The following is a 15,720-nucleotide window of genomic DNA, read 5'->3' on the forward strand; positions in this document are numbered from 1 at the left end:
GTTATCCTTTCAGCGCCGTGAGGTTATTAACGTCCAGCGTGCCGTGGGTACGCCAGATTTTCCGCGCCAGTATGGTCATTACGATCACCGCGAAAATAGCGTCAGTGGCGATGCCGATTTCCACCAGCTCCGGCGCGCGCCATGCCAGCAGCGCCAGCACCAGATGCGAACCGTTCTCCATCAGGCAGTAGCCAAACACCTGGCGCAGAATGTTGCGCTGACTGATGATGCACAGCAGCCCGAGCAGGAAGTGGCCGAGTGCCACCGCCAGCGCGGGCTTAAGCTGCGCCACCATCGGCAATTGCACCGGACGCACTACAAACCAGCACAGCAGCACAATTCCCGCGGCCATCAGTACCAGCGCGGCCGGGCCAAACAGACGTTCTCCTTGCCCCTCTGGTGCCATTTTGCGAAACGCGTAGCCCATGATCAGCGGCACCAGCAGAACCTTGGTGAAGAAGGCGCTGATGGACCACATCCGCAGCTGCTCGGCGTCGAGCAGTTCTGACAGGGTGAAAAATATCGACACCAGCACCAGCGATTGCAGGGCGTACAACCAACAGGAGACGGTGTAGCGTCTGGCGCAGGTGACCAATAACGAGGTAAACATCATCAGCCCCGCCAGATTGTTAACTATCAATGTTCCAGTCATCTTCGACTCCCTTTATCCAATCCACGCTGCGGCAATCACGCTTGAGAACAGCGACATCACCACCAGAATCACCAGCACCAGTTTCATGGCATAAGGCAGCGGTGCCGCCTGCGCGACCTCTTCGCTGGGTTCACCCGGTACCACGCGCCCGAACCAGTAGATAAACCAGCCGAAACTGGCGACCGATTCCACCAGCGCCAGGATCATCACCGCGAGCAGAATCGGGTGCTGATCGGAGAGGGCGAACCCGGCGGCAAACAGGGGGAACTTGCTGAAAAAACCGTTGAACGGTGGGACACCGGTAATGGCGAGGGCCGCAACGCAAAAGCCGATCCCGGCGATGGGCAGCGTGCTCATCACGCCGTGCAGACGCGGTAGCATACGCGTGCCGCAGCTGTAGCTGAGCGCCCCGGCCACCAGGAAGAACAAGCTTTTGGCGAAGGCGTGGTTAAAGATGTAAACAATCCCGGCGTTGAAGGCCATTTTCGAACCGAAAATCGACATCGACAGGGCGAGGAAAATCCACGCCAGCTGTGAAATGGTCGACCAGGCGAGCAGGCGCTTCATGTCTTTTTGCGGCAGGTACATCAAAAAGCCGTACACCATCGTGATGGTCGCCATGGTGACGCCGACCCAGCCAATAACCTGCGGAATCTGCCCGCCTTCGGAGATGGCGCGGGCAAAAATGTAAACGCCCACTTTCACCATCGACGCGGCGTGCAGGTACGCACTGACCGGGGTTGGCGCTTCCATTGCATCCGGCAGCCAGGCCTGCAATGGCAGTTGTGCCGATTTCCCCCAGGCGGCAAACAAGATCCCGCCGTAGACGATTAACGCAGCGCTGCCGTTTAACTGGCTCATCGCGCTTAGCGCAAAGGTGCCGGTTTGCAGAAACAGCGTGGCTGCTGCCAAATACAACCCCAGCGAACCGACGTGGGTGATCAGCAGCGCTTTCATCGCCGAGCGTTGGGATTTCTCGGACTGGTAGTAGCTGATAAGCGCCCAGGAACAGCCGCCGGTGATTTCAAAGAACAGCAACTGACCCAGCAGCGTGGACGAGAGCACCAGGCCGGACATGGCCCCGATAAAAATCAGCAGGAATGCATAGTAGCGGTTGCTGCCATCGTGCGGGTGTTCCTTGTTGCCACGGGTCAGATATCCCGTGGAGTAGAGCGCCACCAGCAGGCCAAGGAAGACCACCACAAACAGAATCAGGGTGCTGATTTTGTCCACCGTCATGCCGAACAATGCTATCTGTCCTGCGCTCAGCAGCGGGATATCAACGACCTCGCCGCCTGCGGCATGAAAGCTCGCCGCCAGTGCGACCGTGGCGATCGTTGCCAGCAGCGCAAACACGGTGGACAGCATGGGGGCGGTCTGTCTGGGGGCCAGAGAGACGACCAGCGCGCCGATAAACGGCAGAAGCAGGGTCGTCAGGGCAAGTGTTTCCATAGTAATTCAGCGCTCCTTACAGACCGGTTAACCAAAGAACATATGACAGCGCGGCGAGACTAAAGCCGAGCCAGGTAAGGTGGTGCGTCAGTAAAAACCGCCCGCGCGCAAGCGAGTTTTCCACCACCGATGCAAGGACAAACACCACCAGTAATTTGACCATCGTGATGACCAGCGCGATCAACATGGCCCCGATAGTCAGCGAGCCGGCATTGCCGAACGGGAAGAAGAGCGCCAGAAACAGCGAGGCCATCACCACCTGTTTCAGGCCGATTCCCCATTTCACCAGCGCCAGTCCCGCCCCGGAGTACTCGGTCAGCGGCCCTTCCTGTAGTTCTTGTTCTGCTTCCGCGACGTCGAAGGGGATTTTGCCCATCTCAATAAAGCAGGCGAATCCACAGGCGAGCATCGCCAGCAGGGTAGCAACCGGAGAGGCCCAGCCTGCCGCCAGCGTGGTGCTGATAGCGCCGATGTTGGTCGACCCGGCCAGCAGCGCCAGCACCAGCAGCGACAGGATCAGCATTGGTTCCACCAGAATGCCGAGCGTCAGTTCGCGGCTGGCACCAATCCCGGAAAACGGACTGCCGGTATCGAGGCCGGAGAGCGCAAAGAAGAAGCGGAATAAGGCGAACAGATAAATCAGGGTGATCAGGTCACCGGCCCCGGCGAAAGGCGAGGTGCGCACAAACAGTGGTAATGTCATTGCCACCACCAGCATGCTGCTGAGCAACACCCAGGGCATGACGCGAAACATCATGCCGGACGAGGCCGGCGCCACTTCCTGGCGTTTAAGCAGTTTTTGCAGATCCCGGTAGTCCTGTAAGACGCCCGGACCCTGGCGGGAGTGCATCCGTGCGCGAATCTGCCGGGAGATCCCGGTAAACAGCGGCGTTAACGCCAGCAGAAACGCCGCCTGGCAGAGGGCAAACAGACCCAGTGACCAGTCAGGGGTTGGTTGTATCATCTTCTCTCCCTCCTCAGACGGCGATAGTCAGCAGCAGGACAACCAGTGCTGCGATCACATACAGGCAATAGAGACGAAAATCGCCGCTTTGCAGATACTGCACCGCACGGGCAATGCGTCTGGTTATCCCGACCAGCGGCAGGATGATTTTGTCGTCCCAGAACGGCTCGGTGCGGGTCGCGGCGACCGTCACCCCGCCCAGGCTGCGCTGTAGCGGCAGGGCGGGATCGAGCTGTTTACGCATGCGATAAAGCGGGCCAAACACTACGCGCAGGGGCTGCGTAAAGCTGCCGGCAGACGGTGCCATGCCTTTTTCCCAGGCATAACCGCATGCCCAGGCATCGCCAGTGCGACGGAAGTTGCCGCGAGTGTGACGGTTGATGTACCAGAACAGACCCGGCAGCACGGGCATCGCGATAAGCAGCAGGAAGACCACCGATGGCGTCAGCACCGCCTGCTGTGCGTCGCCTGGCATCAGGGTTGCGCCCTGCGCCACGGCCAGGGTTTCATGGGAGGAAAGTGACTGGGCAATCAGCAGCAGGTGTGGCGCAACGACGTTGGCCCCGACGCCAGCCAGTACGCAAAACAGCGCCAGCAGGCACATGGCAGCCACCATCGGCCAGGGCACTTCCCGGGCGTGGTCAGCTTTTTCGCTGCGGGCGTTACCGCAGAAACTCACGCCATAGACTTTGACGAAACACATCGCCGCCAGCGCGCCGGTGATTGCCAGCATGACGATGGCGATAGGGCCAGCCAGTCGAGGAATAATGGCGTCCACGCGGGTGAGGGAGAACAGCGACTGGTAGGTATACCATTCACTGATAAAGCCATTGAGCGGCGGCATAGCGGAAATCGCCAGACAGCCAACCAGGAACGCGCCTGCGGTCCACGGCATCCGTTTGGCCAGCGCGCCCATTTTTTCCATATCACGGGTATGCAGGCGGAAGATAATCGCCCCGGCGCCGAGGAACAGCAGCCCTTTAAACAGCGCGTGGTTGAGCAGGTGGAACAGCGCACCGAGCAAACCGACAGCGGCAATCACCGGATGGTTGAGCGCAATGCCCGCCATGCCGACGCCGACGCCCATCAAAATGATGCCGATATTCTCCACCGTGTGCCAGGCGAGCAGGCGTTTGATGTCATGCTCTGCCAGCGCGTAGAGCACACCAAGTACCGACGACACCGCACCAAAGGCCAGCACCACCACGCCCCACCACAGCGGAATACCGCTGTGCCCGAGCAGGTCGATAGCAACTTTGATGATCCCGAAGATACCGATTTTGACCATCACGCCCGACATTAATGCCGACGCATGTGACGGTGCGGCCGGGTGCGCACGCGGCAGCCAACTGTGTAATGGCAGCATCCCCGCTTTGGCTCCAAAACCGAAAAATGCCAGCAGGAAAACCGCCGAAGCCACGCCCGGTGACAGTGACAATTCACGGAAACTGGCGAAATCCAGGCTGCCGCTCTGCCGCCACATCAGGAAGAAGGCGACCATGATCAGCACCGAACCAGCGTGGGCAATAAAGAAGTAGAGCAGGCCCGCGTGAATGGATTCGTCGTCCTGATCGGTGATGACCAAAAACCAGGAGGCCAGTGACATCATTTCAAACAGCACGATGAACCAGAACGCGTTGTCCATCACCACCAGACCCACCATCGACGCAATGAACAGGTTCATAAAGAACCCCATCGCGCCGACACCTTTGCCAACATACTCGCGCACGTAGGAAAGCGAATAGAGGCCGCAGACGGTCACCAGCAGAGAAATCACCAGCACCATAAAGGCGGCGAGGCTGTCCATCCGCACGATAAAGTGGGCAAACGTGAAGGGGCCGATGGCCTGCCAGTGCAGCGTTTCTCCAGCCGTTAGCGCGGTAACGGCGCTTGCCAGACCGAGTAACCCACCCGCCATCGCCGACAGACCCGCGACCTTAATCGCCAGCTCTTCCTGACGGGACAGCAACAGTGAGGCAACGCCGCCCGCGACATATATCAAGATTGACCACATCAATAATTGCAGGGCATCCATTAGCGTTGCTCCGGCGTGGGTGAAGAAGAGTCGAAGGTCATGTCCGTCGTATTCAGCGCGGCCAGCAGCCTGCGTGCTTTCAGCTGTTTATTGAGTGCGTCTTCCTGCACCAGATGCAGCGCGTGTGTCGGACAGGATCTGACGCAGGCGGGGCCTTCCGGCAGGAAGTGACAGAGGTCGCATTTGACGGCGATGGTCTGTACACCCGCGTTCCAGCGTAGAAACGGGTGCATGGTTTGCGGGCTGGCGGGGACATCCCGGAGCTGTTCTTCCGGTACGTAGTTTTCGTAGCGTGCAGGAATGTTGACCGGACGGCTTCCTGACGGGGTAATCGCACCGAACGGGCAGACCAGACCACAGAGTTTGCAGCCGATGCAGAGCGTTTCGTTGAGATAGACCGCGTCATCCTTGAAGGAAATCGCGTTCACCGGGCAAACCTGTTTACAGGGGGCATCGTCACAGTGTCGGCACATGACCGGCGCGGTTTTGCTGTCCGTTTTAACCAGCGTTAATCGTGGGTGATACTGCAACCCTTCAATTTTATGAACATCCGAACACGCGGCAAGGCAGGTATTGCATCCTATACACCACTCGGGATTTGCAATCACAAAGCGGTTCATGTCGGCTCCTTGAGAAGAAAGCGAGAAAATCGTTGAGCCTTCTTAAGCACAAGTCATGCCAGGTATTAAAATCTTTATTTATCAGTTGATTGAGGTGTTTTGTGGTGACGGGCAAACAAAAGTGATGGTCAGGGCTGAACGAGAAGTAACCGCTGTCGGCACTAGTGTCGAGATAAATGGAAAAGTGTGATCAGCTTCAAATAATTGCCGGGGAAGGGAAAACGCGAGATGCAGGAAATAAGGGCGGCCTTAGGCAGGACGCCCGGAATAACAGTGACGCATTCTGAGGACGTTTAGGCGTTCTCTTTCAGCCAGTTGAGCACGATGTCGTGATGATTGCTGGTTTTGAAATCATCAAAAACATGCTCGACTTTGCCATCCGCGTCGACAAGGAAGCTAATGCGGTGAATGCCGTCGTAAGTTTTGCCCATAAAGGACTTCTCACCCCAGACGCCAAACTGCTCGCAAATCTGGTGATCTTCATCGGACAGCAGCGTAAAGTTCAGCAACTCTTTTTCGGCGAAACGGGAAAGTTTTTCCGGTTTGTCCGTGCTGATACCTAACACCTCAACGCCCGCTTTCTTTAAATCATCCATGTTATCGCGCAGGCCGCATGCCTGTACGGTACAGCCTGGCGTCATCGCTTTCGGGTAGAAATACACCAGAACACGCTGTCCCTGGAAGTCGGCCAAATTTACTTGTTCTCCGTCTTGATCCGGCAAGCTAAATTTCGGTGCGATATCACCGGCTTTCAGTGGATTCATTACTTAACTCCATCCTGTTCATCATGCTGTGAATAGTTGACCACGTTTATACTGCCTTGCGCATTCAATTCTGTACATAGGGCTTTAAATGCCTGGTCAATATTTGATGCGTCCTGCGACGCAGGACTGTGAGCGGTTATTTGGATAAAAAGCTGCGCGGCCCTGGTGGCTTCGCCCGGTTGTGTGCGGGAGACCAGCTCAGCGATATTCATCTGAAAGGTGTCGAACAAAGCGGTAAAACGCTCAATCAGATGCGGCGAGTCAGGCACTTCAACCTGAACCCAGACGGTGGCAGGTAAAGCAGGGCGAGGGCGCGCGACGGTGCGCTTCATCACGATCAGCAAATCCAGCTCCGCACCCTTAAGCGGCAATGTTGATTCAATCAGCGTAATGGCGTTCCACGAACCGGAGAGCAGCATAATAAACGTGAACTCTTCCCCCAGCATGGCCAGACGACTGTCTTCAATATTGCAACCGCAACTGCTGACGTGGCGAGTGATGGTATTAACGATACCCGGCCTGTCGGCACCCAGTGCAGTGATAACCAGAAAATGTTGTGATGAGGCAGTCAAACCTGTGCTTCCTGTCAAACCTGAGATAATCATAAGGAAAGCATAAAAAAAACCGGCATACAACCGCTGGAAGCCCCTCAGGTCGCTTGCTTTTATTACAGCACCACACGTAACATTGAGATTCTTGTTTGCACAGAGGATGGCCCATGTTCACGGGAAGTATAGTCGCGCTTGTCACGCCAATGGATGATAACGGTAAAGTCTGTCGGCCAAGCCTTAAAAAACTGATTGATTACCATGTCGCCAATGGAACATCGGCGATTGTTTCTGTAGGAACGACGGGTGAATCCGCCACGCTCAGCCACGAAGAACACGGCGAGGTGGTGTTGATGACGCTTGAACTGGCGGACGGACGTATTCCGGTTATCGCCGGTACGGGAGCGAATGCCACCGCCGAGGCCATCAGTCTGACCCAACGTTTTAACGACAGCGGTGTTGTTGGTTGTCTGAGCGTAACCCCTTACTACAACCGTCCGACGCAAGAAGGGCTGTTCCAGCACTTCAAAGCCATCGCCGAACACACCGATCTGCCACAAATTCTGTATAATGTGCCGTCGCGTACAGGATGTGATCTCCTGCCTGAAACAGTGGGTCGTCTGGCGAAAATTAAAAATATTATCGGTATTAAAGAAGCCACCGGGAACTTAAGTCGCGTTCATCAGATCAAAGAGCTGGTTTCAGATGACTTCATCCTGCTCAGCGGCGACGATGCAACCGCAATGGACTTTATGCAACTTGGCGGTAATGGCGTTATCTCCGTCACCACGAACGTGGCGGCGCGTGATATGGCCGATATGTGCAGACTGGCAGCGGAAGGGCATTTTGCTGAAGCGCGTTTGATCAACAAACGTCTGATGCCATTACACAACAAACTATTTGTCGAACCCAATCCTATCCCGGTTAAATGGGCATGTAAGGAGTTGGGGCTTGTGGCAACCGACACGCTGCGCCTGCCGATGACACCGATCACCGATCACGGTCGTGAAGTGGTTCGCTCCGCGCTTAAGCATGCCGGATTGCTGTAAAGTTTAGGGAGATTTGATGGCTTACTCAGTACAGAAGTCGCGCCTGGCGAAGGTAGCGGGAGTTTCATTGGTTATGTTACTCGCTGCCTGCAGTTCGGATTCACGCTACAAACGTCAGGTCAGTGGTGACGAATCCTATCTGGATGCCGCACCGCTTGCGGAACTTCATGCGCCTGCTGGCATGATCCTGCCGGTGCAGAATGGCGAATACAACATTCCTGTCACCAGCGGTAATGGTGCGGTGGGTAAAGCGCTGGATATTCGTCCGCCGGCACAGCCGCTGGCTCTGGTAACGGGTGCGCGCACTCAGTTTACTGGCGATACGGCAACGCTGCTGGTCGAAAATGGCCGCAACACAAACCTGTGGCCGCAGGTTGTCAGCATTATCCAGGCGAAAAACTACGCCATCGCGAAGCGTGACGATGCCAGCCAGACGTTAACGACTGACTGGGTTGACTGGAATCGCCTCGATGAAGATCAGCAGTATCGTGGTCGTTATCAAATCTCGGTAAAACCGCAGGGCTATCAGCAGGCGGTGACCGTTAAGCTCGTGAACCTGGAGCAGGCTGGCAAGCCCGTTGCAGACAGCGCATCCTTACAGCGCTACAGCACCGAAATGCTGAACGTTATCTCCCAGAGCCTGGATAAAACAGCAACCGACGCACAGACCGCCGCAGAAAACCGCAGCGTGAAGTCGTTTGATGTTCAGAGCGGCGCGGATGATACCGGTCTGCCGATGCTGGTGGTACGTGGTCCGTTCAACGTGGTGTGGCAGCGTCTGCCGACAGTGCTGGAAAAAGTGGGCATGAAAGTGACCGACAGCACCCGTTCTACCGGTAGCATTGCGGTCACCTACAAACCGTTGTCCGATAGCGCATGGCGCGATCTGGGCGCGCGTGACCCAGGTCTGTCTTCTGGCGACTATAAACTGCAGGTCGGTGATTTAGACAACCGCAGTAGCCTCCAGTTTATCGACCCGAAAGGTCATACGTTAACGCAGTCGCAAAACGACGCCCTGGTGGCAGCGTTTGAGGCCGCCTTTAACAAGTAATCATAAGGGCCGGAAAATTCCGGCCTTTTTTTATTTGGCTGACGCAAACGTGTGCGTCGGTGTAAAATAGCTTTTTTAGTTAAATCATCACACCTGGAGTGACAAAGATGCAAAAGCAAGCTGAGTTGTATCGTGGCAAAGCGAAGACCGTATACAGCACGGAAAACCCGGACCTGTTGGTGCTCGAATTCCGCAATGATACGTCAGCAGGGGACGGCGCGCGTATTGAGCAGTTCGAGCGTAAAGGTATGGTTAACAACAAATTCAACCATTTCATTATGAGCAAACTGGCAGAAGCGGGTATCCCGACTCAGATGGAAGCGTTGTTGTCCGATACCGAATGCCTGGTGAAAAAACTGGACATGGTACCGGTAGAGTGTGTGGTGCGTAACCGTGCTGCGGGTTCGCTGGTAAAACGTTTAGGTGTGGAAGAAGGCATTGAGCTGAACCCGCCGTTGTTCGATCTGTTCCTGAAAAACGATGCCATGCATGACCCGATGATCAACGACTCCTACTGCGAAACCTTTGGCTGGGTGAACAAAGAAAATCTGGCGCGCATGAAAGAGCTCACTTACAAAGCGAACGATGTGCTGAAAAAACTGTTTGATGACGCAGGTCTGATCCTGGTCGACTTCAAACTGGAATTTGGTCTGTTCAAAGGCGAAGTGGTGCTGGGCGATGAGTTCTCTCCGGACGGCAGCCGTCTGTGGGATAAAGAAACGATGGCCAAAATGGACAAAGACCGTTTCCGTCAGAGCCTGGGTGGCGTGATCGAAGCGTACGAAGCCGTTGCCCACCGTCTGGGTGTAAAACTGGACTAAGCATCAACGTCCTCCAGACCAGAGGGTGCGCGCATCCTCTGGTTTCCTGCCTCTTTTTTCTTATGGTAATCCTCCCCGTAACCGCCTACGATCACTCTTATTACGTTAGAGACTGAGGTGGGTATGCGCTGGCAAGGGCGTCGTGAAAGTAACAATGTTGAAGACCGGCGCGATGAATCGGGCGGACCTGTTATTCGCGGTCCTGGATTCCGACTGCCGGGCGGCAAGGGCGGCATTATTCTGCTGGTGGTCATTGTCGCCAGCTACTACGGTGTGGACCTCACGGGGCTGATTACCGGCGAACAGGTCAACAACAGCAGTTCTCAGCAGCGCTCGATTAGCCCACAGGAAGATGAAGCGGCAAAATTTACCAGCGTTATTTTCGCCACCACCGAAGACACCTGGGGACAGATTTTTGAGAAAATGGGTCGCCATTATCAGCAACCTAAGCTGGTGATGTACCGTAACCGAATTTCGACAGGCTGCGGCACCGGGCAATCCATTATGGGGCCGTTCTACTGCCCGGCAGACAGCAAGGTCTACATTGACCTCTCCTTCTATGACGACATGAAGCACAAGCTGGGGGCGGACGGTGATTTTGCCCAGGGCTACGTTATTGCACATGAAGTCGGTCATCACGTGCAAAATTTACTCGGTACCGAGGCTAAAGTTCGTCGGCTCCAGCAAAACGCATCTCAAACCGAAATTAATGCGTTGTCGGTTCGTCTGGAACTGCAGGCCGATTGTTATGCGGGCGTTTGGGGGCACAGCATGCAGCAACAGGGCGTGCTGGAGGCGGGCGATCTCGAAGAAGCACTGAATGCGGCCACGGCGATCGGTGACGATCGTCTGCAGAAACGAAGCCAGGGCGTTGTCACCCCCGATACCTTCACACACGGCACCTCCGCGCAGCGCTATAACTGGTTCAAACGCGGGATGGACAGCGGTGATCCGGCCCAGTGCGATACCTTTAGCGGTAAGATTTAATGCCTAAACTCAGGGATGCGTGAATGTCGTTAGATGTCGTGAGCGCGCAGATGGCGCGGGAAGGTATCCGTCGTTTGTTGGTTATCGCGGGCGAGGCTGACGAATGCTTGTCGCAGGTTAACTCCCTTCGCGCCGCATTGCACGGCGACTGGCTGTGGGTCGGCGAATCAACGGACTGGCCGCAGCACTGCGCGCCGCGTGCGCTCACTACGCTACTGGGCCGCGAATTCACCCACGCGGTGCTGGATGCGCGATATGGCTTTGATGTCGCCGCGCTGGCGGCGCTAAGTGGCACGTTAAAACCCGGCAGCTTTCTGGTCCTGCTGACGCCACCGCTTACCGAGTGGGCGCAGCGGCCCGATAACGACAGCGGTCGCTGGAGCGATACCGCAGAGCCCATTGCTACACCGCGGTTTGTCGAACACTTTTGTCGGGCGCTGCAGCAAGACGAAAACGTCATTCTCTGCTCGCCCTCACACCCCTTTAATCTTCCTTCTTTTTCTTCGCGGCCTGCATGGCACGCCGCGACTGGCGGGCCCGAACGGGAACAGTATTCGATTCTGGCTGAACTTGCCGACATGCTGCCTGGCGTTATGGTGGTGACGGCACCGCGCGGGCGAGGCAAATCGGCGCTGGCGGGCATGCATATCGCGCGTCTGGCAACGACGGCCACGGTGACTGCGCCAGCTCGCGCTGCAACGAATGTGCTTGCCCACTATGCCGGGGAGATCGATTTTGTCGCTCCGGATGCATTACTGGCGCGCGTTGCGCAGGGGGAGCCGTTGTCGGACTGGCTCATCGTTGATGAGGCGGCGGCCATTCCGGGGCCATTGCTGACGACCCTCGTGTCGGCGTTTCGTTACATCCTGCTGACCACCACGGTGCAGGGCTACGAAGGGACCGGGCAGGGCTTCTTACTGAAATTCTGCGCCGGTTTTCCGCATCTCATACATCGCCAGTTGCATACGCCTTTACGCTGGGCAGAAGGCTGCCCGCTGGAAGCGTTTATCAGTTCGGTATTGTTGTTTGACGATACGTCGGCGCCGGCGAAGCCTGCGGGCGAGATGACAATGCTTTCGCTTGAGCAAAGCGCGTGGTCCACACAACCGGCGCTTCCCGCCGCACTTTATCGGTTGCTTGCCAGCGCCCATTACCGTACCTCTCCGCTGGATTTGCGCCGCATGATGGACGCGCCGGGGCAGCACTTCTGGCTGACGAAAACCCCTGATGCGCTACTGGCAGCACTCTGGCTGGTGGAAGAGGGGGGATTGTCCGCCGGGCTAAGCCAGGCGGTCTGGGCGGGATTTCGCCGTCCTCGCGGTAATCTGGTGGCGCAGTCGCTGGCGGCTCACGGCGGCAGCCCGCTTGCCGCCACGCTGCGCGGTTTACGCGTCAGTCGCATTGCAGTGCATCCGTCTCGCCAGCGGGAAGGGCTGGGGCAGGCGTTAATTGCACATGCGCGTAAGCATGTGGCAGGTTGCGATTATCTCTCTGTCAGTTTCGGTTATACGGCAGAGCTGTGGCGTTTCTGGCAGCGATGCGGGTTCCATCTGGCCCGGCTCGGTAGCCACCGGGAGGCGAGCAGTGGCTGCTATACCGCGATGGCGATACTGCCGCTGACGGATGCAGGGCAGGCGCTGGCCGACAATGAGCAGCGCAGGCTGGTGCGGGATTTACCCTGGCTTGATGCCTGGAAAGGGGAAACGTTGCCCCTGACTCTTAATCCAGAGACTACCCTTAATGATGATGACTGGCAGGAATTGTCCGGATTTGCCTTTGCCCATCGCCCGCTGTCTGCGGCAACAGGGGCATTGCAACGCCTGCTGATGCAGGTCGATGCCCCTCTCAGCGCATTGCGGATGCAGCTCAATGCGAAGCGCAATGAGGCGGATATCTGCCGCGCACTGGCGCTTTCCGGGCGTAAAGCGTTACTTGCAACGCAGCGCCAGGAGGCCGCATCGGCATTGTCCTTACTCGACGCTGAACGCACAATTTTGATGAAAGAGCGCGTGCAGCAACTGCAATTTTTTTAACTAACTCATTCAGTTAAATGGCATGGTGATTATTCCTCCCCGGCGTAAACTGCAGTCAACGAATTAAGGAGACCGCCATGAAACATGACTATTTTGTTGTTCAACAACCGGAAAACGCCGCGAAACAATTATTGCTGTTCTTTCATGGCGTTGGCGATAACCCGGCCAATATGGGGCAGATCGGCAGCTATTTTGCGCCGCTGTTTCCGGAGGCGATGATTGTTAGCGTCGGGGGCGTAGAACCCTGCGGCCCGACCGGGCGTCAGTGGTTCTCTGTGCAGGGCGTGACCGAAGAAAATCGCCAGGCACGTATTGATGCCATCATGCCGGTATTCATTGAAACGGTGCGCTACTGGCAGCAGAAAAGCGGCGTTAACGCGCTGGCCACCGCGCTGATTGGTTTCTCGCAAGGCTCCATCATGGCGCTGGAAGGGGTGAAAGCGCAGCCTGATTTGGCCTCCCGCGTGATTGCCTTCAACGGTCGCTACGCCAGCCTGTCGAAAACGGCATCGACGACATCTACCATCCACCTGATTCACGGTGGTGAGGACCGGGTGATTGATTTGGCCCATGCGGTGGCGGCTCAGGAAGCGTTGCTGCGTGCTGGTGGCGATGTGACCCTGGATATCGTGGAGGATTTAGGCCACGCGATTGACGAGCGCAGTTTGCAATTCGCCCTCGATCACCTGAGTCATACTGTTCCGAAGCACTACTTTGATGAAGCGCTGAGCGGCGGTAAACCGCACGATGACGATATTATTGAATTGATTTAGTACGAAGCGTGCCCGGCGCGCCATGCGGCCGGGCATGTCAGGCAGGATTACTTCTTCTGGTCTTTCTTCGGCCAGTCGTCCTCATCATCCCACTTATCGTTAAAATCACGATGCGGTGGCAAGTCGGGTTTGTTGGCCAGAAACTTTTTGTGATCGACACGCTTAAGGTCTTTGATCACGTTCAGCAGTACGCCGAGTAAAAAAACCAGCACCAGAATCCACCAGTATTTCGCGAACCATTCCATGCGTTCCTCCCCGTCAGGCGATGAGTTGTTCCATAATGCGTTGATACATGCGGGCGAGCAGCTGTAAATCGGCAGCGTTCACACATTCATTGATTTTATGAATGGTGGCGTTAACCGGCCCCAGTTCCACGACCTGCGCGCCCATACGCGCGATAAAGCGTCCATCCGACGTGCCGCCTGTGGTTAACAGCTGCGGTTTAATTTCATTATAGTGCTCAACGGCGTTGACCACCGCATCTACCAGCTTGCCGCGCCCGGTGAGGAACGGCTGACCGGAGAGCCACCAGTCAATGGTGTAGCGCAGCTGATGTTTTTCCATTAGTGCAGCCACCCGTGCTTTGATCATTTCATCGGTCAGTTCCGTACTGAAGCGGAAATTGAACTGCACGTACAGATCGCCCGGGATCACGTTGTTGCTGCCAGTGCCCGCCTGAATGTTGGCGACCTGCATGCTGGTCGGTGGGAAATATTCATTGCCCTGATCCCACTCGATCGCCACCAGATCGTTGAGCATCGGCGCTGCGCGGTGGACCGGGTTATCGGCCAGGTGCGGATAAGCAACATGGCCCTGCACGCCGTGAATGGTTAAGTTGCAGGTCAGCGAACCGCGGCGGCCATTTTTAACCACGTCGCCCACCACTTCGGTGCTGGACGGCTCGCCCACCAGGCAGTAGTCCAGGCGCTCGTTACGCGCCATTAAGGCTTCCACCACTTTTACCGTGCCGTTTGCAGCGCTGGCTTCTTCGTCAGAGGTGATCAGAAACGCCAGGCGGCCTTTGTGTTTCGGGTGCGTCGCGACAAAACGCTCAGCGGCGACAACCATTGCCGCCAGTGAGCCTTTCATGTCAGCCGCGCCGCGACCAAACAGCATGCCATCGCGAATGGTCGGTTCAAACGGTGGGTTAATCCAGCGGTCGGCATCGCCGGAAGGCACAACGTCAGTGTGTCCGGCGAAGGCCAGCGTTTCACCCTGTCCACGCCATGCCCAGAAATTCTGAGTGTCGCCAAAATCCATCGGCTCAATGGTAAAACCGATAGCACGCAGACGTTCGATCATTAACGCCTGGCACCCTGCATCATCGGGGCTTAAAGAAGGGCGACGAATAAGCTGTTGCGTCAGCTCAATAACCGGGCACGACATAAACTACACCTCGTTGATAAACTTCTCATAACTGGATTCATTGAAACCCAGCAGCATAGGCTTACCGGGCGTCCAGAGCAATGGGCGTTTTATAATTGCCGGCATTTCTAACATCAGTGCGGCTGCGGCATCTGCGTTATTAATGGTCGTGCGCAGCGATTCGTCCAGTTTACGCCAGGTGGTACCCCGGGTATTCAGCAGCGCTTCCCAGCCCAGTTCGCTAATAAAGGTGTGTAATAAATCCGCATCGAGGCCATCTGCACGGTAGTCGTGAAAGCGATAATCGATCTGATGTTCTTCCAGCCAGCGGCGGGCTTTTTTGATGGTGTCGCAATTATTGATACCGAACATAGTAAGCATGGTGAATCCTTTTGTCTTGTTTTTGGTTAATTGCCCAATAAATTAGAATAATATTGGGCGAATAAACAAATAATATCATTTCATTCGCAGGGTAATATTATTTCTTGTTATTCAATTTCCCCACGACGTTTTGCCACAGGCAATATGTACTAGATAGTGTCGTCACAAGATTTTAGCCCAGAGAGCGATGCATCTGATCTGGACGGCAGCGAGAAATGAGGCCGT

Annotated in this window: 16 protein-coding genes; 6 read left to right on the forward strand and 10 right to left on the reverse strand. The window is 56.1% G+C overall.

Annotated features, from left to right (window positions below; genetic code table 11):
• Position 1: 1 nt before the first annotated feature.
• From hyfE to ACSZPU_RS05215, 7 genes are all read right to left on the reverse strand, one after another.
• Positions 2-652 carry a hydrogenase 4 membrane subunit gene (gene hyfE / locus ACSZPU_RS05185; protein WP_498996167.1) on the reverse strand — a complete coding sequence of 217 codons (651 nt, stop codon included), beginning with the start codon at positions 650-652 and terminating at the stop codon, positions 2-4.
• 12 nt (positions 653-664) lie between these two features.
• On the reverse strand, positions 665-2,104 hold the full coding sequence (locus ACSZPU_RS05190) for a hydrogenase 4 subunit D (RefSeq protein WP_498996170.1): 1,440 nt from the start codon (positions 2,102-2,104) through the stop codon (positions 665-667).
• Positions 2,105-2,120: 16 nt separating this feature from the next.
• The gene (locus tag ACSZPU_RS05195; protein WP_498996171.1) at positions 2,121-3,068 is read right to left on the reverse strand and encodes a respiratory chain complex I subunit 1 family protein; all 948 of its coding nucleotides are present in this window, start codon (positions 3,066-3,068) and stop codon (positions 2,121-2,123) included.
• 13 nt (positions 3,069-3,081) lie between these two features.
• Positions 3,082-5,103 carry a hydrogenase 4 subunit B gene (hyfB, locus tag ACSZPU_RS05200; RefSeq protein ID WP_498996174.1) on the reverse strand — a complete coding sequence of 674 codons (2,022 nt, stop codon included), beginning with the start codon at positions 5,101-5,103 and terminating at the stop codon, positions 3,082-3,084.
• Entirely contained in the window at positions 5,103-5,723 is a 621-nt protein-coding gene (locus tag ACSZPU_RS05205) for a 4Fe-4S dicluster domain-containing protein (RefSeq protein WP_498996175.1), read from the reverse strand. Before ACSZPU_RS05205 ends, hyfB begins: the two co-directional genes overlap by 1 nt.
• Positions 5,724-6,016: 293 nt before the next feature.
• Positions 6,017-6,487, reverse strand: a complete 471-nt coding sequence (bcp, locus tag ACSZPU_RS05210; RefSeq protein ID WP_047369328.1) for a thioredoxin-dependent thiol peroxidase — start codon at positions 6,485-6,487, stop codon at positions 6,017-6,019.
• Positions 6,487-7,059: a glycine cleavage system transcriptional repressor gene (locus ACSZPU_RS05215; RefSeq protein ID WP_498996177.1), complete on the reverse strand. Its 573-nt coding sequence runs from the start codon at positions 7,057-7,059 to the stop codon at positions 6,487-6,489. The genes bcp and ACSZPU_RS05215 overlap by 1 nt, the downstream gene beginning before the upstream one ends.
• Positions 7,060-7,205: 146 nt before the next feature.
• On the opposite strand from ACSZPU_RS05215, the gene dapA reads away from it, so the two are divergent.
• The 6 genes from dapA to ypfH all read left to right on the forward strand — a co-directional run bounded on the left by dapA (position 7,206) and on the right by ypfH (position 13,749).
• Positions 7,206-8,084 (forward strand): 4-hydroxy-tetrahydrodipicolinate synthase, encoded by an 879-nt coding sequence (gene dapA, locus ACSZPU_RS05220; RefSeq protein ID WP_498996179.1) that lies wholly within the window; start codon positions 7,206-7,208, stop codon positions 8,082-8,084.
• A gap of 16 nt (positions 8,085-8,100) precedes the next feature.
• A complete protein-coding gene (bamC, locus tag ACSZPU_RS05225; RefSeq protein ID WP_498996182.1) occupies positions 8,101-9,135 on the forward strand; it encodes an outer membrane protein assembly factor BamC in 1,035 nt (344 codons plus the stop codon).
• Between the two features lie 107 nt (positions 9,136-9,242).
• Complete coding sequence (purC, locus tag ACSZPU_RS05230) at positions 9,243-9,956, forward strand: phosphoribosylaminoimidazolesuccinocarboxamide synthase (RefSeq protein WP_498996185.1); 714 nt, start codon at positions 9,243-9,245, stop codon at positions 9,954-9,956.
• 123 nt (positions 9,957-10,079) lie between these two features.
• Positions 10,080-10,943 carry a KPN_02809 family neutral zinc metallopeptidase gene (gene ypfJ, locus ACSZPU_RS05235; RefSeq protein ID WP_498996187.1) on the forward strand — a complete coding sequence of 288 codons (864 nt, stop codon included), beginning with the start codon at positions 10,080-10,082 and terminating at the stop codon, positions 10,941-10,943.
• 23 nt (positions 10,944-10,966) lie between these two features.
• On the forward strand, positions 10,967-12,976 hold the full coding sequence (locus tag ACSZPU_RS05240) for a tRNA(Met) cytidine acetyltransferase TmcA (RefSeq protein WP_498996188.1): 2,010 nt from the start codon (positions 10,967-10,969) through the stop codon (positions 12,974-12,976).
• 77 nt (positions 12,977-13,053) lie between these two features.
• Positions 13,054-13,749 carry an esterase gene (gene ypfH / locus ACSZPU_RS05245; RefSeq protein WP_498996190.1) on the forward strand — a complete coding sequence of 232 codons (696 nt, stop codon included), beginning with the start codon at positions 13,054-13,056 and terminating at the stop codon, positions 13,747-13,749.
• Positions 13,750-13,796: 47 nt separating this feature from the next.
• Here ypfH and ACSZPU_RS05250 read toward each other — a convergent pair whose 3' ends face one another.
• From ACSZPU_RS05250 to ACSZPU_RS05260, 3 genes are read right to left on the reverse strand one after another with little or no spacing between them, the layout of a single operon-like run.
• On the reverse strand, positions 13,797-13,994 hold the full coding sequence (locus ACSZPU_RS05250; protein WP_039079713.1) for a YpfN family protein: 198 nt from the start codon (positions 13,992-13,994) through the stop codon (positions 13,797-13,799).
• A 13-nt stretch (positions 13,995-14,007) separates the two neighbouring features.
• Complete coding sequence (gene dapE, locus ACSZPU_RS05255) at positions 14,008-15,135, reverse strand: succinyl-diaminopimelate desuccinylase (protein WP_498996195.1); 1,128 nt, start codon at positions 15,133-15,135, stop codon at positions 14,008-14,010.
• Positions 15,136-15,138: 3 nt separating this feature from the next.
• Positions 15,139-15,495, reverse strand: a complete 357-nt coding sequence (locus tag ACSZPU_RS05260; RefSeq protein WP_498996197.1) for an ArsC family reductase — start codon at positions 15,493-15,495, stop codon at positions 15,139-15,141.
• Positions 15,496-15,720: the final 225 nt, after the last annotated feature.

The organism is Phytobacter sp. V69 (genome assembly GCF_965644215.1).
Lineage (GTDB): Bacteria > Pseudomonadota > Gammaproteobacteria > Enterobacterales > Enterobacteriaceae > Phytobacter.